The organism is Kribbella soli, from assembly GCF_004331345.1.
GTDB classification, from domain to species: domain Bacteria; phylum Actinomycetota; class Actinomycetes; order Propionibacteriales; family Kribbellaceae; genus Kribbella; species Kribbella soli.
This window is the reverse complement of record NZ_SJJZ01000002.1, coordinates 499,750-523,622: the sequence shown is the minus strand read 5'-3', so window position 1 is coordinate 523,622 and position 23,873 is coordinate 499,750. Positions and strand designations below refer to the sequence as shown.

Sequence of the window (23,873 nt, the reverse complement as noted above, 5' to 3'; positions counted from 1 at the left end):
CGAGCGCGCGCCGAGCGGGCGGCACCGCAGCCGCGTCGAATTGTGATGGCCTGGGCGTCCGGGTCAGCCGTAGAGGCGTCCGGCCAGGCTCTCGAGAGCGGCGAGCTGCTCGGGGATCGGGGTGCCGGTGATGCTGAGGTCCCAATCGACCCGGGTGATGCCCTCGTCGGCGGCGCGTCGCAGGTCGTCCACGATCGTGGCGGGGGTGAAGCCGACCTGGCCTTCGAGCATCGGGTGGGGTTGCATCGGGCCGGCGCGGAGGTTGATCGGCCCGGTGCCGCCGGCCTCGTGGTACCAGCCGACGGCGGCGCGGGTGGATTCCCAGTCGCGGTGCGCGAGAGTCAGTCCGTCTGCGATCCGGGCGGCACGTTCGATCGCGGGCTGGGTCACGCCACCGCCGTACAGCGTCAGGGGAGCGACCGGCTTCGGTCCGATCCTGGCCATCGGCACTGTGTAGTGCTCGCCGCTGAACTCGACCGGATCCGGTCCCCAGCAGGCGCGCAGTACGGCGATCGACTCCTCGAACGCAGCTACTCGGCCGCGGCTCGGGACGCCGGTGGCGACGAACTCCTCGGGCAGCCAGCCGAGCGCGAGGCCCAGATCCATCCGGCCACCGGAGAGCTGATCGATCGTCGCCACCCGGCGCGCCAGCACCACCGGCTGCTGGAAGAGCGGCACGAGTACGGCGGTGTGCAACCGCACCCGCTGTGTCCGCGCCGCGACATACGTCAAGGTCTCCAACGCGTCGTACGCCGCCTGTTCCGGCAAGCCGGCGTGGTTCACCCAGTCCGGAGCCGCAGGCACCAGGAGCCGCTCGAAGACGGAGACCGCTGCGAATCCCAGCTCGTCAGCCGCTGTCGCGATCTCGACCACCGCGTCCGGTCCGCGGAGCCCGACCACCGGCAGCCCGACGCCCACCTCGGGAAGAGACATTCCCTGATCCTTCCGATCCCAGGGCACCCCGAAGGTGCCCACTCAGTCATCGGTCGGAGCAGACGTCCGGTTCTTGCGATCAGTCGTGGGGTGACGGGACTTTCACCGCGAGGACCGGGACGGGGGACTCGAGGAGGACGCGTTGGGCAGTGCTGCCGAGGATGAGTTTGCCGACCGGGCTGCGGCGGCGCAGGCCGAGGACGATCAGGCCGACGTCCTCGGCCGCGGCCGCCTTCAGGAGCGCGCCGGCCACGTCGCCCTCGGAGACGGCCTGCTGGATCGTCACCTCGACGCCGTGCTCGCGCAGCTTGGCCTCGGCGGCCGCCAACTCGTCGGCGTTGGCGTAGCGGGCGTCGATGTAGGCATCGCCCCGGCTCGTGTTCAGCAGCAGGATCGAGGCCCCGCGCAGCTCGGCCTCGGTCGCCGCGGCAGTCAGCGCCGCCTCACCCTCAGGCGTTGGTACGTATCCGACGAGAATCTTCACGGTCACACTCTCCCATCAATCGTCCTCGCCGAAGGTCAGGCGGTCGTGGGTGGGCTGGGTGCCGCGGAGGCGGGCGACGATCCGGGGCAGGTACGGGACGAACAGCGCGAGCACCGTCAGCACGATGATCACCGCGCTCAGCGGGCGGGTGACGAAGACGCTCGCGTCGCCGTTCGAGATCACCAGCGACCGGCGGAACTGCTCCTCCATCGCCGGCCCGAGGATCACGCCGAGGACCACCGGCGCGATCGGGAAGTCGAGCTTGCGCATGAAGAACCCGACCACGCCGATCACGAGCGCCATCAGCACCTCGTAGCCGGAGCCGGACAGCGAGTACACCCCGAGGCACGCGAAGACCAGAATCCCGGCGTACAGCAACGGCCGGGGGACCTTGAGGACCTGCACCCAGATCTGGATCAGCGGCAGGTTCATGATCAGCAGGATCAGGTTGCCGATGTACAGCGACGCGATCAGCGTCCAGACCAGCGTGCTCTCGTCCTCGAACAGCTGCGGCCCCGGCTGCACGTTGAAGATCTGGAACGCCGCGAGCATCACCGCGGCCGTCGCCGATGTCGGCAGACCGAGTGTCAGCAGCGGTACGAGCACACCCGAGAATGACGCGTTGTTGGCCGCCTCCGGTCCCGCCACGCCCTCGATCGCGCCCTCGCCGAACTCGTCGTGACCCTTCTTGCGCGCCTGCCGCCGCTCGATCGAGTACGACAGGAACGTCGGTACTTCGGCGCCGCCCGACGGGATCGCCCCGAACGGGAACCCGAGCGCGGTGCCCCGCAGCCACGGCTTCCACGACCGGCCCCAGTCCGACTTGTTCAGGTACCCGGTCCGCAGCCGGCCCTTCTCCAATACGGCGGGACGCTCCGGAGTGGACCGCAGTTTCGAGGCCACGTGCAACGTCTCGCCGATCGCGAACAACCCGACGATCACGATCACCACGTCGATCCCGTCCAGCAGCCGCAGCGTCCCGAACGTATACCGCGGGGCGCCGGACAGGCTGTCGAGACCGATCAGCCCGATGAACAGCCCGACCACCAGCGACAGCAGCCCGCGGACCAGCGAGTGCCCGATGATCGCGGTCACCGCGACCATCGCGAGCAGCGTGATCGCGAAGTAGTCGGTCGCCTGGAAGTGGCTCGCCAGGTTCCCGATCGGCTTAGCGACGAACGTCAGCAGCACGGTCGAGATCGTCCCGGCCACGAACGACCCGATCGCCGCGGTCGCCAGCGCCGCCCGGGCGCGGCCCTTCAGCGCCATCTTGTGACCCTCGATCGCGGTGGCCACCGAGGCCGACTCGCCGGGGGTGTTGATCAGGATCGACGTGGTCGAACCGCCGTACATCGCGCCGTAGTAGATCCCGGCGAACATGATGAAGGCGCCGATCGGGTCGGAGAAGTTGAACGTGATCGGCAGCAGCAGCGCGATCGTCAGCGCCGGGCCGATCCCGGGCAGGATGCCGACGAGCATGCCGAGCGTCACGCCGAGGATCGCCCACAGCAGGTTCATCGGCTCGAGCACGGCGCTGAAACCGTGCATGAGCTCACCGAAAACACTCAAGCCGATCACAGTCCCAGCACCCCTCCCGGCAACGAGATGTCGAGGAACTGCGTGAACGCGACGTACACGACAACGGTGAGTACGACGGCCACCACGATGTCCCGTACCAACTGCCGGCTGCCGAGTACGCGGGCCGCCGCGAAGAACAGCAACGCCGTGGCAATGAGATAGCCGAGCGGGACGACCAGCAGCGCGTACAGCACGAGCAGTGCGGAAAGTGCCACCGGCTCGAACCAGCTACGGTCGGTCGAGCGGGTGGTCCTAGGCGACCGGAGTCCTTCGATCAGGTAGGCGATCGACAGCACCAACCAGGCCGACGTCACGAGCAGCGGGAAGAACCGCGGCCCCGCCGGGTCGAAGCCCTTGGGGCTGCGGATGTCGAACACGCCCACCAGGAACGTCGCGCTCAACACGATCAGCACGAGCGCCGCAATGATCCGCACCAGGCGGGATGCCTCGACTTCGACATCCGAAGCTTTCACTGCTTCTTCGAGTAATTCCTCTGAGGTGCTCACAGGATCCCCAGCTCCTTCTCCAGGCCCTGGACACGGGTGGTTTCCTCGGCGATGAACTTGGTCGCGTCGTCACCGGTCTTGAAGAAGTCGGTCCAGCCGTTCTTCTTCCGGATCTCGGCCCACTCGGGGGACTGGTTCACCTTCGTCACGAAGTCGATCAGCCGTTGCCGGTCCGCGGCCGGTACGTCGGGTGGTGCGACGATCGCGCGCCAGTTCTGCACCTCCGCGTCGTACCCCTCGGACTTCATCGTCGGGAGTTGCTTGCCGTTGAGCGTCACCGGCTCGGTGCCGGAGGTGGCGAGAACCCGCATCTTCCCGGCGGTGATCTGCTCCTCGAACTCACTCAGCCCGGAGATGCCCACCGTCACGTCGCCGGACAGGATCGCCGCGGTCGCCTCGCCGCCGCCGGAGTAGCTGATGTACTTCACCTTCGACGGGTCCGCGCCGGCCGCCTTCACCAATGTGCCGGCGGTGATGTGGTCGGTGCCGCCGATCGTGCCGCCGCCCCAGCTCACCTGCGACGGGTCGGCCTTGTACATCTCCACGAGGTCCTTGAGGGACTTCAGTGGCGAGTCCGACTTCACCACCAGCACCTCCTGCTCGGCGGTGAGCGTCGCGATCGGCGTGGTGTCCGAGACGGTGATCTCGGACTGGTTCAGGGTGAGCGCGCCGACCATCACCAGGCCGGTGATCATCAGCGTGTGCGGGTCCTTGCGGTTCTTCGTGACCAGCTTGGAGATGCCGACCGCGCCGCCGGCGCCGGTCACGTTCACCACGGAGACCGCTCTCTCGCCGAGCAGCTTCTTCTCCTGGACCACGTGCTGGAACTGCCGGGCGGTCAGGTCCCACCCACCACCAGGTGCGGCGGGGACCATGATCTCGACGTTGCGGCTCGGGAAGTCGCCGGCGACGCTGCCGCCGTCGAGGGTCTTCTCCAGTGCCGAGCAACCGCTGACAAGCAGGCTGACAACCAGACCCGCGGCGACCAGCGCCGTCCTGGGTCGCGACATGAGCAGCTACCTCCTGAGGGCGAGGGAGTACTGCGGGCGACCGTAGCAGCATTCCACCAGGAGGTACAGAGATTCCGTTGTGTGGCACGGCGGGTTATCGTCGGGCCATGAGTGAAGGTGACGGAGTACGGAGTGTGCACCGGGCGCTGGACCTGCTCGAGCGGTTCGACGACGAGCATCCGACCTGGTCGCTGGCGGCGCTGACGGCGGCGAGCGGGCTGCCGAAGACGACGGTGCTCCGGCTCGTGACCACGCTCGAGCAGCGCGGCCTGGTCGCGGCGATCGGCCCGGGGAAGTACGCGATCGGTCCAGGCTTCCTGCGCTGGTCCCGGCTCAGCAGCGCGACGATGGAGATCCCGCCGGCGGTCCGCGCGGCGATGGGCAAGCTGTCGGCCGACACGGGCGAGACCGCGAACCTGTACATCCGCGTCGGCCGGACCCGCGTCTGTCTCGCGCAGGCGCCGGGCTCGCTGAGTGTCCGGCACATGGTGGTCGTCGGTTCGTCGATGCCGCTGTGGGGCGGAGCGGCGTCGAAGGTGCTGCTCACGGATCCGCCGGTGCTCGACGTCGATCCGTCGCTGATCGAGGAGCTCGCGCTGGAGGCGCCGCGGCAGCCGGGGTTCGCGAAGAAGTTGCGGGCCACGGTCACGGACGCGGCCGCGCGCGGGTTCGCGGTCAGCCACGGTGAGCGTGAGCTCGGCGCCTCGGGTGTCGCGGCTCCGGTACGGCGTACCGACGGGCGGGTCGTTGCGGCGATCGCGATCGGTGGGCCGACGACCCGGTTCAGCGACGACCGGTTGCCGCCGTACATCACCGCCGTACGGCGGTGCGCGGAGACGATCAGCCGGACGGGGTGGAGCGGTTTCAGTGCGTCCTGAGGTGCGGCGTGAGGTGCGGCCTGACGCGGATCTGCTGGCCGGGGTGCGGGTGCTCGACCTGACCAACGTGCTCGCGGGACCGTTCGCCGGCTACCAGTTGGCCCTGATGGGAGCCGAGGTGATCAAGGTCGAGGTGCCCGGGTCGGGCGACCTCGCCCGGAACCTCGGCGGCGACCCGGACCTGTCCAAGGACGGGTTAGGTATCTCGTTCCTCGCCCAGAACGCGGGGAAGCGCTCTCTCACGCTGAACCTGAAGAGCGCCGACGGTCGCGAGGTCTTCGAGCGGCTGGTCCGCGAGGCGGACGTGCTGCTGGAGAACTTCCGGCCGGGAGTGCTCGAGCGGCTCGGCTTCTCGGTCGACGTGCTGCGGTCGCTGAATCCGGGGCTGGTGTACTGCGCGGTGTCGGGGTTCGGCCAGACCGGGCCGATGCGCGGACGGCCGGCGTACGACCAGATCATCCAGGGGCTGTCCGGGATCATGAGCGTCACGGGAACGCCGGAGACCGCGCCGATCCGGACCGGTTTCCCGATCGCGGACACGCTCGGCGGGTACGCGGCGGCGTTCGCGATCTCGGCGGCCCTCGTGAAACGGGAACGGACCGGCGCCGGCAGTTTCCTCGACGTGTCGATGCTGGAAACCGCGGTCGCGGCGATGGGGTGGGTGGTCTCGGACTACCTGGTCGCAGGCCGCAAACCCGGTGCCATGGGCAACGAGAACGCGACGTCGGCGCCGTCCGGCACGTTCCGGACCGCGGACGGGGCGCTGAACATCGCGGCCAACAAGCAGGAGCAGTACGTCGAACTGTGCACGGCACTGGGCCGGCCGGAGCTGCTCACCGACGAGCGGTTCGGGTCCCGCGAGGCTCGGAAGGTGCATCGGGCCGAGCTCAAGGATGAACTCGAGAAAACGCTCTCTCAGCGTTCCGCGGCGCACTGGGACGAGTTGCTTGCGGAGTCCGGCGTCCCAGTCGCGCCGGTGCTGAACGTCGAGCAAACGCTCTCTCTGCCGCAGCTCGCCGAGCGCGAACTCCTGCACGCGGTGGAGATGCCCGACGGACGGGACCGCGAACTGCGGGTGCTCGGCAGCAGCGTGCACGTTGACGGCGGGCCGGTCGGACCGTCGACGCGGCCGCCGCGTCTGGGTGAGCACACCGACGAGATCCTGGCCGAGCTCGGCTACACCCCGGACGAGATCGCGGAACTACGAGCAAAGGGAGCTACATGAGCACCGAGGCCGCGGATTGGTGGGCAACCGGGATCTCGGACATTGCGCCCGGCGTGATCCGGTTCCACGGGTACCCGATCGAGCAGCTGATCGGCGGCGTCACGTTTCCCCAGATGATCTGGCTGATGATCCGCGGTGAACTGCCGACGCCGGGGGAGGCGCGGCTGGTCGAGCAGACACTCGTCGCCGCCGTCGACCACGGCCCGCAGGCACCCTCGATCGCCGCCACGCGAATGGCCGTCTCCTGCGGGCTGGCGCTCAACAATGCGATCGCCACCGGCGTCAACCTGCTCGGCGACGTCCACGGCGGCGCCGGCCAGCAGTGCCTCGAAGTCCTGTACGACCTGCGCCGCACGGTCGACGCCGGCACCGACCCGACGACGGCCGCGCGAGAGCTTGTAGCGTCGTACAAGGAACGCAAGGCGTACGTCCCTGGCTTCGGGCACCGCTTCCACCCGCGCGACCCGCGCCGTGACCCGCTGATCGCCGCCGCCCAGCAAGCAGTTGCCGACGGCACCATCAGCGGGCAGCACCTGGAGATCGCTCTCTCGCTGGAATCCGTCCTCGCACCCGTCCCGATGAACGTGGACGGTGCCACGGCGACCATCTATGCCGAGCTCGGCCTCCCCGCCGAACTCGGCCGCGGCCTGTTCATCCTGTCCCGCTCCGTCGGCCTGCTCGCCCACGCCCGCGAGCAGCAACAAGAACCGACGCGCATCAAGGGCCCCCTCCCGAAGGCCGTCATCCCCACGTACACCGGCCACCCACCCCGCTCACTCTGATCACCTCGGCGGTTAGGGTCGAGCACATGGTCGAACTCCAGGTGGTCCTCCCGGACGAGTCGGCGACGATGCCGCCCGAGCGACTGGTCGAGCTCGCGATCGCGGCGGAGGACCTGGGCTACGGTACGGCGTGGTTGCCCGATCACCTCCTCCCGCCGGGTGAGTTCGGCCCGACGTACGGCGGTGTGTACGAGCCTCTCGTCACGATCGGGTACCTGGCGGCGCGCACGAGCCGGATCCGGTTCGGGACCTCGGTGCTCGTGCTGCCGATGCGGAGCCCGTACGTGGTCGCGAAGCAGGCGGCGACGCTGCACCGGTTGTCCGGCGAGCGCGTCGTACTGGGGATCGGCGCGGGGTGGGCGAAGGCCGAGTTCGCGGCGGTCGGTGCCGTGTTCGAGGAGCGCGGCCGCCGGACGGACGAGTCGCTCGGGATCATCCGTGATCTCTTCGCGGGCCGGGACCGCGGCGGGGTGTTCGAGCCCAAGCTCCGGGCGCCGCTCCCGCTCATGATCGGCGGTACGACGGTGCCCGCATTGCGTCGCGCCGCGCGCTACGGCGACGAATGGCAGGGGCTCAACCTGGACGGTGCCGGATTCGCGGCGGCGGTGTCGCGGCTCAGGTCGTTCGGCGACCGGCCCATCAAGGTCGGGACGCGACTCGACTGGTCCGACGGCGATCCCGAGCCGGTCGTCGCCATGGCTCACGAGCTCGTCGACGCCGGGGCGGAGACTGTGGCGGTGTCGTTCGGGGACGAGAGCAGCGCGCTGGACCGGATGACGAGGTTCCGGAAGCTCTTCACGGTGGGCTGAGTTTGCCGCGCAGGACCTTGCCGGTCGCGTTGCGCGGGAACTCGTCGAGGATCACGATCTGGCGCGGCGTCTTGTAGCGCGCGAGGTTCGCCTTCACGTGCGTCAGCAACTCGTCCTCGGTCGCCGGCGCATGGAGTACGACGTACGCGATCAGCCGCTGGCCGAACTCGTCGTCGGGGACTCCGGCAACGACTGCTTCGGCGACCGCGGGATGTGCCGCGAGGCACTGCTCGACCTCGACCGGGTACACGTTCTCACCGCCGGACACGATCATGTCGTCCTCGCGGCCGTCGACGAACAAGCGCCCGGCGGCATCCACGTGCCCGAGGTCGCCGGTGCTCATCCGCCCGTCGACGACGGTCTTGCTGGAGCCGTCGGAGTACCCGCCGAACACCAGCCCGCCGCCCGCGAAGATCCGTCCGGTCTCGCCGGCCGGCACCGGGAGGTCCTGGTCGTCGAGGATCCGGATCGTGCTGCCGAGACAGGGCCGCCCAACGGTCCCGGGCGCGGCGAGCAGGTCGGCGGACGTCGCGATCGTGGCGATGCCGACCTCGCTCGATCCGTACGCGTCGCACAGCACCGGCCCGAACCGTTCGATGAACCGCTCAGCCAGCGGCGCGCCGAGCTGCGACGCACCGGAGATGACGGCTCGCAGGGAGCGCAGGTCGTACTCCGCAATGGCATTCGGACCGAGATCGAGCAGTCGGCGCAGCATCACCGGCACGGCGACGATCGCGCCCGCGCGGGTCGCCTCGACGTCGGCGAGCAAGGTGGGGGCGTCGAACCGCGGTCGCAGTACGAGCGGCGAGCCGAGGAACAATGCGAGCATCGAGGTGAGCAGACCGAGGCCGTGGAACAGCGGCGGGCCCACGACCATCGGCTCACCCGCCCGCAGCCCGAACCGGCTGAGCGCACTCCCGGTCAACCCCGCCAACCCCGCCGCGGTCGGCACCCGAGGCGCCGCCTTGGGAGTACCGGTAGTCCCCGAGGTGAGAATCGTGATGTGCCCAGCCGCCGACGGAGCAGGTGCCGTCGGCGCCGCACTCTCGGCAAGCTCAGCCAAATCAGAGACGACTGACGGAAGGCCTGCCGGTGGGGCGAACTCGGAGTCACGGACCAAGAGATCCGGGCGGTGCCGTTCGAGAACCGCTTGCAGTTGCGGCGGCGCGAACTCGGTGTTCACGAACAGGACGTCCGCGCCGACCCGGGACGCGGCCAGTGTCGCCTCGAGGAATCCGCGGTGGTTCCGGCACAGCACCGCCACCTTGCTCCCGGCAACGATCCCGTACTGCGCCTGCATCCCGGCCGCGATCCGCTCGCACCGCCGATCCAGCTCGGCGTACGTGATCTGGTCGTCCCCGGTGATCACCGCCGCCCGCTCCGGGTACCGGATCGCCGCGATCACCCCGAGCGCCGCCATCGACTGACCCCAGGTCCGCAGCGCCCGTTCGATCCGCACGAGCTGCGCCGGCCCCGCCGATCTCCATACCCCGGACTTGATCAGCGCGACCGACAACCCGCCGACCTCGGCCGCGCTCTGCATCAGCCACTCCGGCGGCCGCAGCGGTGGGATCGGGCGGATCGTCCTCATCGCTTCTTCCCGCCTCCGGTACGCCGGAAGTACTGCTCGAGCAACCGATCCGTCGGCACCCGCAACAGGTTGCCGAGGGCATCGGCCGGCCGGACGAACGGCGGCGTGATGTTGTGCGGGCGCTCCGCCACCGCCGTACACACCTGATCGGCCGCCTGCTCCGGCGTGAGCCCCGGCATCTTGTTGAGCAGCGGCGTCGGCTCGCTCATCCGCGTGTGCACCAGGCCCATGTAGACCGTCGACGTCGTCACCCCGTCACCGCGCACCTCCTGCGCCACACACCGCAGCCACACGTCGAACGCGCTCTTCGACGCCAGGTACGCCGACCAGCGCGCCATCGGCGGCGTACGGACGCCGGCCGTCGACACGTTCACGATGTGGCCGGACCCGCGTTCGCGCATCGACGGCAGCAGCTCGAGCACGAGCTTGGCCGGCCCGAGGTAGTTGACCGCGTTGGTCCGCTCGATGTCGTGGAACCGCTGGTACGTGTCCGCGATCGATCGCCGGATCGACTTGCCGGCGTTGTTCACAAGGACGTCGACCCGCTCGTGCTCGGCCAGCACGGTCCGCACGAGCTCCTCGATCGCGTCCGGGTCGGCGAGGTTCGCCGGGTACACGTACGCGGTCCCGCCGCGCGACCGGATGTCGTCCGCCACGAGCTGCAACTGGTCCGCCGTCCGCGCCACGAGCAGCACCGTCGCCCCGGCAGCGGCCAGGCGCCGCGCGGTCGCCTCACCGATCCCGTACGACGAACCGGTCACCAGAATCACCTTGTCCCGGACGGCCGCGGCCAGCCGTTCGTCGGAGATCCCGGTCCGCCCGTTCGTCAGCGCGACGAGCAACGGCCACCCCAGAGGACGCTTCCCAGCCACCATGCGCCTGACATTACCCGCTGGTAGCGATTTACGGCAGGCGTTGCAGCCATTCGCGGATCAAGGCGCCGAACAGGGCGGGTTGTTCGAGTTGGAGGTTGTGGCCGGCGACGTCCAGTACGGCGTACGTGGCGCGCGGGTAGTGGGGGAGCAGACCGTACAGATCCTCGTATCCCGTCACCGCGTCCTGCCGGCCGCACATGATGAGGGACGGTCCGTCGTACGGCGGACCGCTCTCCGGTGCCGTCGACAGTGCCCAGTTCTTCTGGATGCGGTCCATCGCCGCTGTGTCGGCGACCGCGAGACCCGGCGCCACGTCCGAGCGGTACGCGGCCAGCGCCGCGGCGGTCTGCACGACGGCGAGATCGGTGAAGTCCTCGCCCTCCTCGAGCGACTCGAGTACTCCCGGCTCGGTCCGCAGTACGACGTGGTCGGGCAGCTTACGGTCCTTGTGCCAGAGCTCGCCGGTCGGGCAGATCAGTCCGATGCCGAGGATCTGCTCGGGTCGCTCGGCGACCAGGCCGCGGGCGAGATACCCGCCGTACGACTCGCCGAGGAGCACGAACGGCTCGTCGCCGATCTGCTCGTCGATGAACGCGCGCACCGCCGCCAGGATGCCGTCGGAGCTGTCGATGTCGCCGGCCGGGCTCTGGCCCATCCCGGGCAGGTCGGGGTAGAGGCGGCGGTAGCCGGGCAGTTCGGTGAAGATCGGCTCCAGGCAGCCGGTCATCAGCCGGTGGTCCGGCGTCCAGCCGTGCAACGCGAGAACCGGTACGCCTTCGCCGAAGGACACATGGTGCAGGGTCATGGGGCAAGTTGTAGCAACCCCTCCCGACAGTTTTAGATTCAGGTATGGCCCGTCGCTCAGCACTCCCTCCCGTCCATGATGTCGCCGTCCTTCGTGCCCGCCTGGACCGTGCCCGCGAGGCCGCGGCCGGCACCGGTCTGGTGATCACGCCAGGCTCCGACCTGCGCTACCTGATCGGTCAGCCGGGTGGCTCGTTGGAGCGCCTCACTACGCTCGTGATCCCGGCCGACGGCGCCCCGGCACTCGTCGTACCGAAGCTGGAAGCGCCCGGGTACGCCGATCTGCCGCTGGCGGAGCTGGGCGTCGACGTGATCACTTGGGTGGACGGCGTCGACCCGTACAACCTCGCGGCCGAGCGACTGGGTGGCGCCGAGCGGGTCGCGGTCAGCGACTTCACGCCGGCGCTGCACGTCCTCGGGTTCCGGGAGGCGCTGCCGAAGGCCGAGCAGGTGCTGGCCGGGCCGATCGTCGGTGAGTTGCGGATGCGGAAGGACGCGGCCGAGATCGACGCGCTGCGGAAGGCGGGCGCGGCGATCGACCGCGTGCACGCCCGCGTCGGCGAGTGGCTGCGTCCCGGCCGGACCGAGGCCGAGGTCGGCGCCGACATCGAGGCCGCGATCGTCGAGGAGGGCCACACCGGGGCGGACTTCGTGATTGTCGGCAGCGGCCCGAACGGCGCGAGCCCGCACCACGCACTGTCCGACCGGGTGATCGAGGCCGGCGACGTGGTGGTCGTCGACATCGGCGGTCCGGTTGCCGAGGGCTACAACTCGGACTCCACACGGACGTACGCCGTGGGTACGCCGCGGGACGCCGACGTCGCCGCGACGTACGCCGTACTGCAGGAGGCTCAGCAGGCCGCGGTGGATGCCGTTCGGCCCGGTGCGACCGCCGAGTCGATCGACGCCGCCGCCCGGGACGTCATCGCAGCGGCGGGCTTCGGCGACTTCTTCATCCACCGGACCGGGCACGGGATCGGGCTGGACGTCCATGAGGAGCCGTACATCGTCGCGGGCAACGACCTGCCGCTGGCGGAAGGCATGGCGTTCAGCGTCGAGCCGGGCATCTACCAGGCCGGTCGCTGGGGCGCGCGCATCGAGGACATCGTCGTGGTGACCGCGGACGGCGTCGAGTCGATGAACAACCAGCCGCACGACCTGGTCGTTCTGACCTAGCCCGCCCGGAATGTCTTGCGGTAGGCGAGCGGGGAGACGCCCAGCTCGGACCGCAGGTGGTGTCGTAGGGAGGCCGCCGTGCCGAGGCCGGCCTCCTCGGCGACGCGGTCGACGGACAGGTCGGTGGTCTCGAGCAGCTGGCACGCGTGCCGAATGCGCTGCTGCAGCAGCCAGGTGCCGGGCGACTGTCCGGTCTCGGCCTTGAAGCGCCGGCTGAACGTGCGCACGCTCATCCGCGCATGCTCCGCCATCGCCGCGAGGCTGATGTCCTCACCGAGCCGTTCGAGTGCCCAGGCCCGCGTCGGCGACGTACCCTCACTGCCTTCCTCGGGTACGACGCGCTCGATGTACTGCGACTGCCCGCCGTCACGCCACGGCGGTACGACGCAGTGCCGGGCGGCCCGGTTGGCGACCTCGCTGCCGAAGTCACGGCGGATCAGGTGGAGGCAGAGGTCGACGCCCGCCGCCAGACCGGCCGAGGTGAGTACGTCGCCGTCGTCGATGAACAGCTTGTCCTCGTCGAGCTTCACCTGCGGGTACACGCTGCGGAACAGTTCGGCCCGCTCCCAGTGCGTCGTCGCCGGCCGCCCGTCCAGATAGCCGGCCGCGCCGAGGACGAACGCGCCGGTGCAGATCGAGGCGATCCGCGTGCCCGGGCGAATCGTGGCGAGCGCGGCGGCGAGGTCGTCGGGCAGCGTGCCTTCGTACCGCGGCTGGGGGATGTAGGTTCCTGGGACGATCACTGTGTCCGCTTCGGCGAGGGCCTCGGGGCCGTGGTCCGGGACGAGGTTGAACCCGGCGCCGGCCCGCACCGGTCCGCCGAGTCCGCAGATGCGGATGTCGTACAGCTTGGTGCCGTCGGCCTTGGTGGCGGCACCCAGGACCGTCGGCGGGATGGTCAGGTCGAACCCGACCACTGGCTCGAGGGCGAGGACGGCGACCACATGGGGACCGACGGCGGCCAGATGACGACTCATGGCCATATCTTGACACATGTTGGCTATCTGGCCACTAGTTCGATGACGATCGAACCCTCATTCTTGATCGGGTGACGCAGATTCTGGAGACGAAGAAGGCTCCCCGGGTGCACCTGGCCTGGGCGGTCGCTGTGGTCGGGTTCGTGACGCTGATCGGCGCGGCTGGGTTCCGGTCGGTGCCGAGTGTGCTGCTCGATCCGCTGCACGAGGAGTTCGGGTGGTCGCACGCGACGATCTCGGCCGCGGTGTCGATCAACCTGCTGCTGTTCGGCGGGATCTCGCCGTTCGCTGCCGCACTGATGGACCGGCTCGGGCTGCGGAAGGTCGTCAGCGGCGCACTGGTCCTGATCGCGCTGGGCAGCGGCTTGACCGTCTTCATGACCGCCTCCTGGCAGCTGCTGCTCTGCTGGGGGCTCCTGGTCGGCGTTGGCACCGGGTCGATGTCGATGACGTTCGTAGCGACGATCACCGGGCGCTGGTTCGTACACCGTCGCGGTCTGGTGACCGGGATCCTCACAGCGGCCGGTGCGACCGGTCAGCTGATCTTCCTGCCACTGATCGCGTCTCTGGCGTCGAACTACGGCTGGCGGGTGCCCGCGCTCGTAGCAGCGGGTGCGGCGCTGGCCGTCGTACCGCTGGTGCTGTTCTTCCTGCGGGACTACCCGAGTGATGTCGGGTTGCGTGCGTACGGCGCTCCGGAGGGCAGTACTGCGGGGCAGCGGGTGGAGATGACCGGTAGTAGCGCAATGCGAGCGCTGAACGCCCTGCGGATGGCAGCGCGGCGGCCTGCGTTCTGGATGCTGGCGGGCGGGTTCGCGATCTGTGGTGCGTCGACGAACGGTCTGATCGGGACGCACTTCGTGACGGCGGCGCACGATCACGGCATGCCGGTCACGACTGCAGCGTCGCTGCTGGCGCTGGTAGGTGTGTTCGACGTGGGCGGGACGATCCTCTCCGGGTACCTGACCGACCGGTGGGACCCGCGGTACCTGCTGATCGCCTATTACTCGCTGCGTGGCCTGTCGCTGCTGGTGCTGCCGTCGCTGCTCGGACCGACGGCTGCTCCGAGTACCTGGGTGTTCATCATCTTCTACGGGCTGGACTGGGTGGCGACCGTGCCGCCGACCGTCGCGCTGTGCCGCGAGTGGTTCGGCGAGGACGGGCCGATCGTGTTCGGCTGGGTGTTCGCGTCGCACCAGGTCGGCGCAGCGCTGGCCGCGACCGGTGCTGGTGTGATCCGGGACGCGCAGGGCAGCTACAACCTGGCGTGGTACCTGGCCGGCGGGCTCTGCGCGGCGGCCGCCTTGATGTCCGCGAGCATCGGACGCCGCCTCGTAACCGCCTGACTCCTTCCGCTAGCCTCGATATAAGTTGAGGTTGGAGGGATGGGCAATGGACATCGAGCCGGGTGAGTTGACGGTCGGGCAGCTGTCGCAGCGCAGCGGCGTGGCGATCTCGGCTCTGCACTTCTACGAGCGGCAGGGGCTGATCATCAGTCGCCGTACGTCGGGAAACCAGCGCCGCTACAAGCGGGACACGTTGCGGCGGGTGGCGTTGGTCAGGATCGCCCAGCGGGTCGGAGTACCGCTCGCGGAGGTGGCCGCGATCCTCAAGCTGCTGCCGGAGAACCGTACGCCGACGCGGGCGGACTGGGAGCGCATCTCGGAGTGCTGGCAGGCGGAGCTCGACCGCCGCATCGTGCACCTCGAACAGCTCCGGGACGACTTCAAGGACTGCGTCGGCTGCGGCTGCCTCTCGATCGACCGCTGCGCCCTGGCCAACCCCCACGACACCCTCGCCACCACAGGCCCTGGTCCCCGCCGCCTCGTCGCCACCAACGGAGAACCCTGCCACCCCGGCAAGTGCGCCTGACCCAATGCCGGCCGGGTTATCCACAGGTGGTGGGCTCGGGGGCCGCGGTTTGGGGGTAGAGGCGTCTACTGTCGTCGGCATGGGCGAGACTGCGGCGATGCTGACTCTGACCGACGACCGGGCGAAGGTTGCGGGTGACCTGATCCACGCGATCGCGGGGGACGACGCGCGGCTGCGGACGGATCAGGAGACCGCGGTTGCCGCGTTGTGCGAGGCGGCCGCGCGGGTGCTCGTCGTCCAGGCGACCGGCTGGGGAAAGTCTGCGGTCTACTGGGCCGCGACAGCGATCCGGCGGGCCGAGGGGTTCGGCCCGACGCTGGTGGTTTCACCGCTGCTCTCGTTGATGCGTGACCAGGTGGCCGCGGCGAGCCGTGCAGGGCTCCGCGCCGCGACGCTGAACTCGAACAACATCGACGAGTGGTCGAGCATCGAGCACGATCTGCGCTCCGGCGCGGTCGACGTCCTGCTGGTCTCCCCGGAGCGCCTGGCGAATCCGGGCTTCGGACGGCGCGTGCTGGACGGTCTGGCCGGGCAGATCGGTCTGCTGGTGATCGACGAAGCGCATGCGGTGTCGGACTGGGGTCACGACTTCCGCCCGGACTATCGCCGGGTGTCCGAGGTCCTGCAGCAACTGAACCCGAAGACGCCGGTGCTCGCGACGACAGCGACGGCCAACTCGCGCGTGACGGAGGACGTCGCGAAGCAGCTCGGTGAGTCGACGCTGGTACTGCGTGGTCCGCTGGCGCGATCGAGTCTGCAGCTCGCGGTCGTGGATGCGCTGTCGCCACTGGATCGATTCGCGTGGGTCGTCGACGTGCTGCCGACGCTTCCTGGATCGGGCATCGTGTACGCGTTGACGGTCGCCGACGCGCAACGCCTCGCCGCGGTGATCCAGGAGGTCCACGGGCAGGATGTACCGGTCGCGGCGTACACAGGCCAGCTGGAGGCGGGGGAGCGGGAGCGTCTCGAGGACGCGCTGCGCGCCAACCAGCTGAAGGCGTTGATCGCGACGTCGGCGCTGGGGATGGGGTACGACAAACCGGACCTCGGGTTCGTCGTGCATGTCGGCTCGCCGCCCTCACCGGTCTCGTACTACCAGCAGGTCGGCCGCGCCGGCCGCGGCATCGATCACGCGGTGGTGGCGTTGCTGCCGTCCGACGCGGACGCCGGCGTGTGGGACTATTTCGCGACCGCGACGATCCCGGTGCCGGAGAACGTGCAGCGCCTGCTCCGCGCGCTGGAGAGCTACGGGCCGGATCAGCCCGCGACCGTGCCGGCGTTGGAGGCCGAGACCGGACTGCGCCGGACCCGGGTCGAGCTGATGCTGAAGCAACTCGCAGTCGACGGAGCCGTCGACCGGGTCGAGCGCGGCTGGGTCCGGACCGGCGCCGAGTGGACGTTCGACGCGGCTCACTACGACGGGATCGTGTCGGTACGACGGCGCGAGGCCGACATCATGCGTGCGTACACCCGCGGCGATCGTTGTCTGATGCAACTTCTCCAGGAGTCGCTGGACGATCCGTCGGCCGAGCCGTGCGGCCGGTGCTCGGTGTGTCTGGGCGCGCTGCCGGAGCCGTTGGTGGAGCGGCCCGATCCGGAGACCGTCGCGACGATCACGCGGTCGCTGCGCGGCGAGGTCCACGTCCTGGAGACGCGGAAGATGTGGCCGGGCGGCGCGTTCGGCGCCCGCGGGAAGATCCCACCCGCCCTCTCCGCCGAGCCGGGCCGCATCATCGTGTACGCCGACGCGCCCGAGTGGCGCGAGGTCTTGCAGGGAGCGTTCGGCGGCTCGCCCGCGACGGATGCAGTCGAGGCGTTGCAGGCCGGTGCCGTCGCGGCGCTGTCCCGATGGCGGGGGTCGTGGTCCGCCCGGCCGGATGTCGTCGTACCGCTCGCTGCCGGGGGTTACCGGGACCTCACGTCCGCGGTTGCGGATCACGTTGCCGGCGTAGGACGGTTGGAGCGGGCGGAGCTGACCATCGACCGGACCGGCTACACCGACGACCTGTCGTCGGCCGAGGAGGCGAAAGTCTGGCGGGACGGTATCCAGGTGGACGGCGCCACGGCCCAGGCCGTCACAGCACGCACCGTCCTGCTACTCGTCGACTCCACGTCGTCGCAGTGGCCGGTCACGGTAGCTGCGGCCAAACTTCGCGAAGCAGGTGCGGCCGCGGTTCTCCCGCTGATCATCCACAAGCGTCCTTAAGAGGCTCGCCAGCTCTCGAGGGTGCTGGTCCAGTCGCGGTTCGCCTCGAGGAGTTGGGCGAGGACCTCGGGGTGTGAGCTCGAGAGGTCCTTGGTTTCGGCCGGGTCCTCGATGAGGTTGAAGAGGTGCTGGCCGGGCGTCTGCGGGGCGCCCAGTCGTTCGGCCGGGTCGGTGACGAGCTTCCACGGGCCGCGGCGGATCGCTTGCTGTCCGGCGTACTCCCAGGTCAGGGTGCGTTCGGGCGTGCTGGCGGTGAAGAGCGCAATGCCATCGACATCGGCAGGCGGGGTGAGGCCAGCGGCGGTCAGCACCGTCGGCGTCACGTCCATCATCATCGCGGGCTCGGCGGACGTGACAGCGGACGGCAGCGTGGACGGCCAGGACCAGATACCGGGGACGCGGATGCCGCCCTCGAACAGCGACCCCTTGTGACCGCGCAGCCCGCCGGTCGAGCCGCCGGCGTACGCGATCTCCTCGCCGCCGAGCCAGTTGCGTTCCTCCGCCGACGGCCCGTTGTCGGACGAGAAGAAGATGATCGTGTCGTCGAGCCGCCCGGTCCGCTCCAGCGCCTCGACGATCCGCCCGACGCCGTCGTCCACCCGGCTGATCATCGCCGCCATCACCTGCTTGTCCCAGGGCAGGTGCGCGTACTGCGCCATCGCGTCGGCCGGCGCGTGCATCGGGTAGTGCGGCGCGTTGTACGCGACGTAGCAGAGGAACGGATCGTGAGCGTCCGTGATGAACTCGACCGCGCGATCGGTGATCAGGTCGGTCAGGTAGTCGCCGTTGTGCCAGACCTCGTCGTCGTCCGACCACAGATCGTGCAACGGGTTCCGCACACCCCAGTACATGATGTGCGAGTAGTAGTCGACACAGCCGGCCCGGAACCCGAAGTGGTGGTCGAACCCGAACCGGAGCGGTGCCGACCCGGGCTCGACGCCGAGGTGCCATTTGCCGAACACCGCCGTACGCCAGCCGGCCGTCGACATCGCCGACGCGAGCGTGGACTGCGGTGGCAGACCGTGGGTGTCCCGCTTCGCGCCGAGGATCGACTCGACACCGGCGTGCGCCGGATGCCGCCCGGTCAGCAGCGCGGCCCGCGACGGCGAGCAGACGGGGGAGTTCGAGTACCAATCAGTCATCCGGACACCGCGGGAGGCCAGCGCGTCGAGATGCGGCGTCCGGATGTCCGGGCTGCCGTAGCAGCCGAGGTCGCCCCAGCCGAGGTCGTCGGTGTAGATGATCACGATGTTCGGACGGGGCACGCGGGACTCCTGCTACACGGTGGCGGCTGCGGTCTCCAGCAAGGATTTCAGGTCCGCCAGCAGTTGCGGCCAGCCGTCCTGGATCATGGTCCGGATCGTGCTGTCCGGTTCGAAGCCGCTGTGGATCACGGTGAGCTTCACCTGGCCGTCGACCGGCTCGAGCTCGAACGTTGCCGTCGACAACGGCTCGCGGCTGGTCCGCTCGTACGTCGCCTCGTCGATCCCGAACTTCTGCGCGAACTCGGGCGTGATGTGGTGCCAGGCATAGGACAGCCGCGTGTACGGCGTGTGCTCGACGACGACCTGCCCCGGTCCGGAGATCACGACGTCGCCCTGGTGCCACACCATCGGGGAGCCGGGCTTCCAGTCGGTCTCGTGGTGGAGCTGCCAGTACTGCTCAGTGAACGCCGGGTCGGTCAGCGCCTGCCACAACCGCTCGGGCGTGGTCCGGATGTACGTGGTGTAGACGAAGTCATTGTCTGTCACTTCAGCCTCCAAAGCCGTCTTGAGGTCGGCGAACAGCTGAACCCGCCGACGGTCGTACTGATGTATCCAGCGATCGGCGATGGCGTTGATCGGCTCCGCGTTCAGGTGGTGCAGCTTCTCCCGGCCGCGCCACACGGTGCTGACGAGGTTCGCGCTCTCGAGTACGGCGAGATGCTTGCTGACGGACTGCCGCGCCATGTCGAGCTCGGCGCACAGCTCGCGCAGCGTCTGCCCGTTGCGCACGTTCAGCAGATCGAGCAGCCGTCGCCGGCTGGGATCCGCGAGCGCCCGGAACACCTCGTCGTCCATCGCACTCCGATCGCTTCATGCAGCCGTCTGGCTGCCTTTCCAACATATGCAGCCAATCGGCTGCATGTCAACCACTGCATCGTCAAAGAAGGCGATTGACGGGTGGGCGAGGATGAGGAGGTGGAGATCACGAGCCTCGGCTATCGCACCGACCTGTTGCTGCTGGAGTTGAGTGGAAGCACCTTCCACGACACCGGCGAGTACGTCGTGATCCGTACGCCGGCCAACCCCGGCTTCTGGTGGGGCAACTTCCTGCTGTACCGCACGCCGTTCGCCCCGGACGACACCAAGATCCGCCTCGACGACTTCCGTCGGGAGTTCCCGGACGCGGACCACGTTGCCATCGGCATCGATACCGTCGACGGCGAGATCGGGGCCGAGGACGAGCTGACCGCCGCCGGGTTCACAGTCGACGGAAGTGTCGTGATGACGGCCGATCGGGTCCTGCCACCGCAACGGCCCAACGCGGACTCGACGTACCGCTTCCTGAACAGTGACGACGACTGGGAGCAGCTGTACCACCAGAGCCTCGCCACCGCGTCAATGAAGGTCGACGCGGCGTACGAGGACTTCACCCGGCGCAGGTTGGCGGCGAAACGCGAGCTGGTCGACGCCGGTCACGGGAAGTGGTTCGGCGCGTTCGACGGGGATCGGCTGCAGAGTGCGCTCGGGTTGATGTTCGACGGCAAGGGGCTGGCCCGGTTCCAGGATGTGCAGACGTCCCCGGACGATCGTGGTCGCGGGCTGGCGACCACGCTCGTCCACCACGCGTCGACGTACGGGCTGACCGAAGGCTGTGCGCGGACCCTCGTGATGGTCGCGGATCCGGAGTATCTCGCGATCCGGATCTATCGCTCGCTCGGATTCACCGACTCGGAGACCCAGCTCGGGTTCGCGAAGCCGCCTGCGTGACCCCACATGAAACAGTAGGCCCATGACTGAAGGACGTGGGGTTGTACTGGTCACCGGTGGAAGTCGCGGGATCGGCGCGGCCGCGTCGCTTGCTCTCGCGGCGGACGGCTGGGACGTCGGGGTCAACTACCGGACGCAGGCCGACGAAGCCGCGCGAGTCGTGAAGGCCTGCGAGCAGCGCGGCGGTCGCGCAATCGCCGTCCAGGCGGACGTTACGGAGGCCGATCAGATCGAGCGGCTGTTCGACGCGGTCACCGCGGAGCTGGGCCCGATCAGCGCGGTGATCAACAACGCCGGCGTCGTCTCGCCGGCCGGACGGGTCGCGGAGTACGACGCGGAACGGCTCGACCGGGTGTTCCGGATCAACGCGATCAGCGCGTTCCTCGTCGCGGGCGCCGCGGTCCGCCGGATGTCGACGGCGTACGGCGGGGACGGTGGCGTCATCGTGAACGTCTCGTCGCGCGCCGCGGTGCTCGGATCGGCCGGCGAGTACGTCGACTACGCGGCGAGCAAGGCTGCCGTCGACGCGCTCACGACCGGCCTGGCCAACGAGGTCGCGAAGGAGGGCGTCCGCGTTCTGGGGGTCCGGCCCGGCCTGATCCAGACCGACATCCACGAGCCCGGCCGCCTGGACCGCCTCGGCGCAACCCCGCCGTTGGCCCGCCCCGGCAAGCCGGAAGAGGTAGCCGAGGTCATCGCCTTCCTGGCCTCAACCCGCTCCTCGTACATGACCGGCACCACCGTCGACGTCTCCGGCGGCCGCTAGCACCACTTTGTGCACGGGTTCCGCGTTCTCGAGCGTCCGTCGTACGGATCTGGTGCACAAAGTCGAGAGGTAGGAGGTTGGGAGTGGGACTGCGGCCGGTGGATCTGGCGCGCCGGGCGGGCGTGTCGACGCAGTTGGTGCGGAACTACGAGGCGGCCGGGATTCTGCCGCCGGCGCCGCGGTCGGACACCGGGTACCGGCAGTACGGGCCTGAGCATGTGGCGGCGTTGCTGACGTATCGCGCGCTTGCACCCGGTTTCGGCGCCGAGACCGCCACCGAGATCATGCGCGCCGTCCACAACGGCGACGAGGCGCTCGCGTACAGGCTCGTGGACGCGGCCCACGCCGCCCTGCACGAGCAGCGACTCGCCACCGACGCCGCCAGTGAGGCGCTCGGTGCGCTGGCTGCAGAGTACGTCGACGAGCAGCCGGTCGCCGGACCGTCGCTGCTCGTCGGCGAACTCGCCCACCGCCTCGGCATCCGTACGTCGGCCCTCCGCGTCTGGGAGGCCGCGGGCCTACTCGCGCCGACCCGCGAACCGGGCACGAAGTACCGGCGCTACGGCCCGGAGGAAGTGCGCGACGCACGGATCATCCACATGCTCCGCCAGGGCCGGTACTACTTCGAGCAGATCAAGCCCGTCCTCGACGGCCTGCGCCGTACTGGCAGCACCGATGCCCTACGCACCGCGATCGCCGAACGCCGCGCCGCCCACGACCGCCAAACCAAGGCAATGCTCCACGGCGCCGCCCTCCTCTATGAGCTCATCGAGCAACCCCGACCTCTTTGAGCACCCACCAACCATTTGAGTGGCGCCGAAACGGTTGGTGGGTGCTCAAAGTCGGTGCGGGACAGCAAGACGCGTCGGCACCGATCGCCCTCGTACCGTGATCAGGTCGCTCTGCCGCCACTGATCGGACTCGGCCGGCGCGGCCTTCTCGACAGCGGTCATTGACGCGATCAGTCGGCCGGGGGCCGTCTTGGCGAGTTCGCTGAGCCGCGCCGCCTCGTTCACCGGGTCTCCGATCACGGTGTACTCGTGCCGCCGTACGTCGCCCACCGTGCCGGCCACCACGATCCCCGCCGTGACGCCGATCCCGGCGGTTGCCTCCGGCAACTCGTCGGCGAGCCGCCGGGCCAGCTCCCGTCCCGCGGTGAGAGCGCTGCCCGCCGGATCCGCCAGCTCGGCCGGCGCCCCGAAGACCGCCAGGACCGCGTCACCGGCGAACTTGTTCACAAACCCGCCCTGCCGGTCCACCTCGGCCACCACGAGCGCGAAGAACCGGTTGAGCAGCTGCACGACCTCGGCCGGCGGCCGCTGCGCCGCCAGCTCGGTCGATCCGACCAGGTCGACGTACAGCACCGCGGCGTACCGCTCCTCGCCGCCGAGGCTGTCGCTGGTCAGCGCCTCCTGGACGACGCCCGGCCCGACGTACCGCCCGAACAGGTCCCGGATCCGCTCCCGCTCGCGCAGCCCGTCCGCCATCCGGTTGAACCCGGCCTGCAGCGACCCGAGCTCGGTGCCGTCGAAGACCGGGATGCTCACGTCGAGCCGCCCCTCGCCGATCAGGTTCAACGCGTCCCGCACCGACCGGACCGGCGCCACCACGGACTTCGCCGACAACCAGGTGAGCAGGCAACCGTTGCCGAGCGCCACGATGCCCAGGGCAAGAATCACGACCGAGAGCCGGGTCGAGGTGACGTTGCCCTCGATCAGTGCGAGTACGGCGGCCAGCATCAGGCCCGCCACGGGTACGCCGGAGCCGACCGCCCAGAAGAACACCGTGCGGGCCTTCAACCCGGCCGCGAGCAGGCGGCGCGGCGGCGGGGAGTCGACGAGCGCCCGCGCGGCGATGGGCCTGAGGGCGAACTCGGTCAGCAGGTACGAGACCGCGGAGGTGATGATCATCCCGTCGATCACGGTGAGCGCGACCCGGAGTGCGTTCTCCGGCTGCAGGATCAGCGTCATCACCGTGAACAGCACGGCGGCACCGAACCAGAGCAGCACCTCGATCAGGGTGAGCCGCAGCGGCAGTTGCAGCGTGGCGATCTGCTCCCGCCGGCTGGCCGGCCGCTCCAGGTCGATCCAGTGGGTGACCCGCTTCGTCAGGCGGCTGCTCCAGATGTAACAGACCCCCATCGCGAACAGGAAGTACGCCGGGATGACGATCGCGTCGATGAGCTGGAGTTGGTCGACCAGCGACGGGCCCGGCAGCACGAAGACGGCGAGGACAAAGGTGACGAAGGCGCCGATCAGGTTGGTGCCGATCGAGAACACGGTGAGCAGCAGGTGGAGCCGGATCCGCAGCCGTTTGGTGCTCTGGTCGGCCGGACCGAGCAGCCAGGACCCGAACGGGCGCCGTTTCAGCACCAGCTCGAGGTTCCGCTGGGACGTCATGGCCCTAGTCTGCCAAGTCAGGACCGTCCG

General features: G+C 69.5%; 23 protein-coding genes. 11 read left to right on the top strand and 12 right to left on the bottom strand.

The features are described 5' to 3' along the window. Positions 1–63: 63 nt before the first annotated feature. The 5 genes from E0H45_RS16715 to E0H45_RS16695 all read right to left on the bottom strand — a co-directional run bounded on the left by E0H45_RS16715 (position 64) and on the right by E0H45_RS16695 (position 4,511). Positions 64–933, bottom strand: a complete 870-nt coding sequence (locus E0H45_RS16715; protein WP_131338260.1) for a TIGR03619 family F420-dependent LLM class oxidoreductase — start codon at positions 931–933, stop codon at positions 64–66. 79 nt (positions 934–1,012) lie between these two features. Continuing rightward, positions 1,013–1,417, bottom strand: coding sequence for a universal stress protein (locus tag E0H45_RS16710; RefSeq protein WP_131338258.1), 405 nt, complete (start codon positions 1,415–1,417; stop codon positions 1,013–1,015). 15 nt (positions 1,418–1,432) lie between these two features. Then, entirely contained in the window at positions 1,433–2,995 is a 1,563-nt protein-coding gene (locus tag E0H45_RS16705; protein WP_131338256.1) for a tripartite tricarboxylate transporter permease, read from the bottom strand. Next, positions 2,992–3,501: a tripartite tricarboxylate transporter TctB family protein gene (locus tag E0H45_RS16700; protein ID WP_131338254.1), complete on the bottom strand. Its 510-nt coding sequence runs from the start codon at positions 3,499–3,501 to the stop codon at positions 2,992–2,994. The genes E0H45_RS16705 and E0H45_RS16700 overlap by 4 nt, the downstream gene beginning before the upstream one ends. Next, the gene (locus tag E0H45_RS16695) at positions 3,498–4,511 is read right to left on the bottom strand and encodes a Bug family tripartite tricarboxylate transporter substrate binding protein (RefSeq protein WP_131338252.1); all 1,014 of its coding nucleotides are present in this window, start codon (positions 4,509–4,511) and stop codon (positions 3,498–3,500) included. The genes E0H45_RS16700 and E0H45_RS16695 overlap by 4 nt, the downstream gene beginning before the upstream one ends. A gap of 107 nt (positions 4,512–4,618) precedes the next feature. Here E0H45_RS16695 and E0H45_RS16690 point away from each other — a divergent pair, with 107 nt between their 5' ends. Genes E0H45_RS16690 through E0H45_RS16675 form a run of 4 tightly spaced genes read left to right on the top strand, consistent with a single transcriptional unit; the run spans position 4,619 to position 8,205 of the window. After that, entirely contained in the window at positions 4,619–5,389 is a 771-nt protein-coding gene (locus E0H45_RS16690) for an IclR family transcriptional regulator (RefSeq protein WP_131338250.1), read from the top strand. After that, on the top strand, positions 5,379–6,614 hold the full coding sequence (locus E0H45_RS16685; RefSeq protein ID WP_238155051.1) for a CaiB/BaiF CoA transferase family protein: 1,236 nt from the start codon (positions 5,379–5,381) through the stop codon (positions 6,612–6,614). The genes E0H45_RS16690 and E0H45_RS16685 overlap by 11 nt, the downstream gene beginning before the upstream one ends. Next, positions 6,611–7,396 (top strand): citryl-CoA lyase, encoded by a 786-nt coding sequence (locus E0H45_RS16680; protein WP_131338248.1) that lies wholly within the window; start codon positions 6,611–6,613, stop codon positions 7,394–7,396. The genes E0H45_RS16685 and E0H45_RS16680 overlap by 4 nt, the downstream gene beginning before the upstream one ends. A 26-nt stretch (positions 7,397–7,422) precedes the next feature. Continuing rightward, on the top strand, positions 7,423–8,205 hold the full coding sequence (locus E0H45_RS16675) for an LLM class flavin-dependent oxidoreductase (protein ID WP_131338246.1): 783 nt from the start codon (positions 7,423–7,425) through the stop codon (positions 8,203–8,205). On the opposite strand, the gene E0H45_RS16670 is transcribed toward E0H45_RS16675, so the two are convergent. The 3 genes from E0H45_RS16670 to E0H45_RS16660 are packed head-to-tail and all read right to left on the bottom strand — an operon-like array spanning position 8,192 to position 11,476. After that, positions 8,192–9,796 carry an AMP-binding protein gene (locus E0H45_RS16670; RefSeq protein WP_238155050.1) on the bottom strand — a complete coding sequence of 535 codons (1,605 nt, stop codon included), beginning with the start codon at positions 9,794–9,796 and terminating at the stop codon, positions 8,192–8,194. The genes E0H45_RS16675 and E0H45_RS16670 overlap by 14 nt on opposite strands. Continuing rightward, positions 9,793–10,671 carry an SDR family NAD(P)-dependent oxidoreductase gene (locus tag E0H45_RS16665; protein ID WP_131338244.1) on the bottom strand — a complete coding sequence of 293 codons (879 nt, stop codon included), beginning with the start codon at positions 10,669–10,671 and terminating at the stop codon, positions 9,793–9,795. The genes E0H45_RS16670 and E0H45_RS16665 overlap by 4 nt, the downstream gene beginning before the upstream one ends. Positions 10,672–10,699: 28 nt before the next feature. Continuing rightward, positions 10,700–11,476, bottom strand: a complete 777-nt coding sequence (locus E0H45_RS16660; RefSeq protein ID WP_131338242.1) for an alpha/beta fold hydrolase — start codon at positions 11,474–11,476, stop codon at positions 10,700–10,702. Between the two features lie 44 nt (positions 11,477–11,520). Here E0H45_RS16660 and E0H45_RS16655 point away from each other — a divergent pair, with 44 nt between their 5' ends. Next, positions 11,521–12,651 (top strand): M24 family metallopeptidase, encoded by a 1,131-nt coding sequence (locus E0H45_RS16655; protein ID WP_131338240.1) that lies wholly within the window; start codon positions 11,521–11,523, stop codon positions 12,649–12,651. On the opposite strand, the gene E0H45_RS16650 is transcribed toward E0H45_RS16655, so the two are convergent. Then, positions 12,648–13,628: a GlxA family transcriptional regulator gene (locus E0H45_RS16650; protein ID WP_131338239.1), complete on the bottom strand. Its 981-nt coding sequence runs from the start codon at positions 13,626–13,628 to the stop codon at positions 12,648–12,650. The two genes, E0H45_RS16655 and E0H45_RS16650, sit on opposite strands and share 4 nt — an antisense overlap. Before the next feature lie 71 nt (positions 13,629–13,699). Here E0H45_RS16650 and E0H45_RS16645 point away from each other — a divergent pair, with 71 nt between their 5' ends. The 3 genes from E0H45_RS16645 to E0H45_RS16635 all read left to right on the top strand — a co-directional run bounded on the left by E0H45_RS16645 (position 13,700) and on the right by E0H45_RS16635 (position 17,706). Beyond that, positions 13,700–14,974, top strand: coding sequence for an MFS transporter (locus E0H45_RS16645; RefSeq protein ID WP_238155049.1), 1,275 nt, complete (start codon positions 13,700–13,702; stop codon positions 14,972–14,974). 46 nt (positions 14,975–15,020) lie between these two features. Beyond that, complete coding sequence (soxR, locus tag E0H45_RS16640; protein ID WP_131338238.1) at positions 15,021–15,500, top strand: redox-sensitive transcriptional activator SoxR; 480 nt, start codon at positions 15,021–15,023, stop codon at positions 15,498–15,500. Positions 15,501–15,579: 79 nt separating this feature from the next. After that, positions 15,580–17,706 (top strand): RecQ family ATP-dependent DNA helicase, encoded by a 2,127-nt coding sequence (locus E0H45_RS16635; protein WP_131338237.1) that lies wholly within the window; start codon positions 15,580–15,582, stop codon positions 17,704–17,706. Here the strand turns inward: E0H45_RS16635 and E0H45_RS16630 are convergent. Then, positions 17,703–18,971 (bottom strand): sulfatase-like hydrolase/transferase, encoded by a 1,269-nt coding sequence (locus tag E0H45_RS16630; protein WP_131338236.1) that lies wholly within the window; start codon positions 18,969–18,971, stop codon positions 17,703–17,705. The two genes, E0H45_RS16635 and E0H45_RS16630, sit on opposite strands and share 4 nt — an antisense overlap. Before the next feature lie 12 nt (positions 18,972–18,983). Then, entirely contained in the window at positions 18,984–19,766 is a 783-nt protein-coding gene (locus tag E0H45_RS16625; RefSeq protein ID WP_131338235.1) for an ArsR/SmtB family transcription factor, read from the bottom strand. Positions 19,767–19,886: 120 nt separating this feature from the next. On the opposite strand from E0H45_RS16625, the gene E0H45_RS16620 reads away from it, so the two are divergent. The 3 genes from E0H45_RS16620 to E0H45_RS16610 all read left to right on the top strand — a co-directional run bounded on the left by E0H45_RS16620 (position 19,887) and on the right by E0H45_RS16610 (position 22,235). Next, positions 19,887–20,678, top strand: a complete 792-nt coding sequence (locus E0H45_RS16620; protein WP_131338234.1) for a GNAT family N-acetyltransferase — start codon at positions 19,887–19,889, stop codon at positions 20,676–20,678. Between the two features lie 22 nt (positions 20,679–20,700). After that, entirely contained in the window at positions 20,701–21,444 is a 744-nt protein-coding gene (locus E0H45_RS16615) for an SDR family oxidoreductase (protein WP_131338233.1), read from the top strand. 83 nt (positions 21,445–21,527) lie between these two features. Further along, positions 21,528–22,235 carry a MerR family transcriptional regulator gene (locus tag E0H45_RS16610; protein ID WP_131338232.1) on the top strand — a complete coding sequence of 236 codons (708 nt, stop codon included), beginning with the start codon at positions 21,528–21,530 and terminating at the stop codon, positions 22,233–22,235. A 45-nt stretch (positions 22,236–22,280) separates the two neighbouring features. Here E0H45_RS16610 and E0H45_RS16605 read toward each other — a convergent pair whose 3' ends face one another. Further along, a complete protein-coding gene (locus E0H45_RS16605; protein ID WP_131338231.1) occupies positions 22,281–23,843 on the bottom strand; it encodes an adenylate/guanylate cyclase domain-containing protein in 1,563 nt (520 codons plus the stop codon). Positions 23,844–23,873: the final 30 nt, after the last annotated feature.

Excerpts from the sequence above, each read along its gene's own strand:
- E0H45_RS16625 (WP_131338235.1), bottom strand. The coding sequence starts at position 19,766 with ATGGACGACGAGGTGTTCCGGGCGCTCGCGGATCCCAGCCGGCGACGG.
- E0H45_RS16665 (WP_131338244.1), bottom strand. The coding sequence starts at position 10,671 with ATGGTGGCTGGGAAGCGTCCTCTGGGGTGGCCGTTGCTCGTCGCGCTG.
- E0H45_RS16615 (WP_131338233.1), top strand. The coding sequence starts at position 20,701 with ATGACTGAAGGACGTGGGGTTGTACTGGTCACCGGTGGAAGTCGCGGG.
- E0H45_RS16690 (WP_131338250.1), top strand. The coding sequence starts at position 4,619 with ATGAGTGAAGGTGACGGAGTACGGAGTGTGCACCGGGCGCTGGACCTG.
- E0H45_RS16715 (WP_131338260.1), bottom strand. The coding sequence starts at position 933 with ATGTCTCTTCCCGAGGTGGGCGTCGGGCTGCCGGTGGTCGGGCTCCGC.
- E0H45_RS16660 (WP_131338242.1), bottom strand. The coding sequence starts at position 11,476 with ATGACCCTGCACCATGTGTCCTTCGGCGAAGGCGTACCGGTTCTCGCG.
- soxR (WP_131338238.1), top strand. The coding sequence starts at position 15,021 with ATGGACATCGAGCCGGGTGAGTTGACGGTCGGGCAGCTGTCGCAGCGC.
- E0H45_RS16650 (WP_131338239.1), bottom strand. The coding sequence starts at position 13,628 with ATGAGTCGTCATCTGGCCGCCGTCGGTCCCCATGTGGTCGCCGTCCTC.
- E0H45_RS16675 (WP_131338246.1), top strand. The coding sequence starts at position 7,423 with ATGGTCGAACTCCAGGTGGTCCTCCCGGACGAGTCGGCGACGATGCCG.
- E0H45_RS16670 (WP_238155050.1), bottom strand. The coding sequence starts at position 9,796 with ATGAGGACGATCCGCCCGATCCCACCGCTGCGGCCGCCGGAGTGGCTG.
- E0H45_RS16655 (WP_131338240.1), top strand. The coding sequence starts at position 11,521 with ATGGCCCGTCGCTCAGCACTCCCTCCCGTCCATGATGTCGCCGTCCTT.
- E0H45_RS16605 (WP_131338231.1), bottom strand. The coding sequence starts at position 23,843 with ATGACGTCCCAGCGGAACCTCGAGCTGGTGCTGAAACGGCGCCCGTTC.
- E0H45_RS16680 (WP_131338248.1), top strand. The coding sequence starts at position 6,611 with ATGAGCACCGAGGCCGCGGATTGGTGGGCAACCGGGATCTCGGACATT.
- E0H45_RS16695 (WP_131338252.1), bottom strand. The coding sequence starts at position 4,511 with ATGTCGCGACCCAGGACGGCGCTGGTCGCCGCGGGTCTGGTTGTCAGC.
- E0H45_RS16635 (WP_131338237.1), top strand. The coding sequence starts at position 15,580 with ATGGGCGAGACTGCGGCGATGCTGACTCTGACCGACGACCGGGCGAAG.